Origin of the sequence: Paracraurococcus lichenis, from assembly GCF_030657435.1 — a bacterium.
GTDB classification, from domain to species: domain Bacteria; phylum Pseudomonadota; class Alphaproteobacteria; order Acetobacterales; family Acetobacteraceae; genus Paracraurococcus; species Paracraurococcus lichenis.
Genome location: NZ_JAUTWS010000337.1, coordinates 1 through 1,059, shown reverse-complemented (window position 1 = coordinate 1,059; position 1,059 = coordinate 1). Strand labels below are relative to the sequence as shown.

At 68.3% G+C, this 1,059-nt stretch carries 1 protein-coding gene; it reads right to left on the bottom strand.

Annotated elements, in window-relative coordinates; all coding sequences use genetic code 11:
• Window positions 1-26: 26 nt before the first annotated feature.
• A partial coding sequence (locus Q7A36_RS40090) for an ISAzo13 family transposase (RefSeq protein ID WP_305109374.1) occupies window positions 27-1,059 on the bottom strand: 1,033 nt, incomplete at its 5' end.

Here is a 1,059-nt window from a genome sequence, read left to right as displayed (position 1 = left end):
TAAGGGATTGACGCGAAATAAGTGCTTCAAGGTGGCTGCTGGTTGGGTGAGATGGTGTAGTTCCACTCGCCGTGGAATGGGTCACGCTCGATGGCGAGCGCCGCCATCTCGGCATCGGTGATCTTGATGCCCTTGGGATAGCGGCTCGCATCGAGCTCGCAGCGCACTGTCAGGCCGGTCTGCGTGGTCGTGGTGCCGATCAGCTGCACGATGACCTGATGGCTGACCAGCGGCTTGCCACGCCAGTTCTGCGAGATGGCGGCGAACAGGCGGTGCTCGATGCGGTTCCACTTGCTGGTCCCGGGCGGCAGGTGCGCCACGGTGACCGCCAGGCCGGTCTCGTTGGCGAAGCGCTGCAACTCGCGCTTCCACAGCCGCACGCGGACACCATTGCTGCCGCCGCAATCGGCGGTGATGACCAGCCTCTTGGCTTCGGGGTAGCGGGCTTGGCCCAGCTGTTGCCACCAGCGCCGGATGCTCTCGACCGCAAAGGCCGCGGTGTCGGCATCCACCCCGACACTGACCCAGCCCTGGTTGGCGGCGAGGTCGTAGACGCCATAGGGTGCGACCTTGCCCAGGTCCGGCAGCTCGAAGTCGTGCACCCGCACCGGCTCGGGCTGGCCCTTGGGCCGCAGTTCGCGGCCGGGGTTCTTGAAGTCGCCGACCAGCTCTTTCTTCTTGGTGTCCACCGAGATGGCCGGCTGGCCTGCCGCCATCGCCGCCTGCACGACGGTGTTGATGTGGGCGAACTGGGCATCGCGGTCGGGGTGGTTCGTCCCCTCCCGGGTCTTCCGGTTGGCCTGGCAGCTGTAGCCCTGCTCGCGCAGCAGCAGGCCCACCAGCTTCTGGCTCACCTCAAAGCCACGCTCGGCCAGCGCCCGGACGATCCGGCGCTGGCTGCGGCTGACCCAGCGCAGCGGCGTCTCCGGGTCGCCGCGGATGGCGTCCTCGATCAGCGCCTCCAGAGCGGTCGGCAGCTCCGGCTGCAGGACAACCGCGCGCTTGCGGCCACCACCCTTTCGCCTGACCCGGGTGCCGGCGGGATTGGCCCCGCTCTGC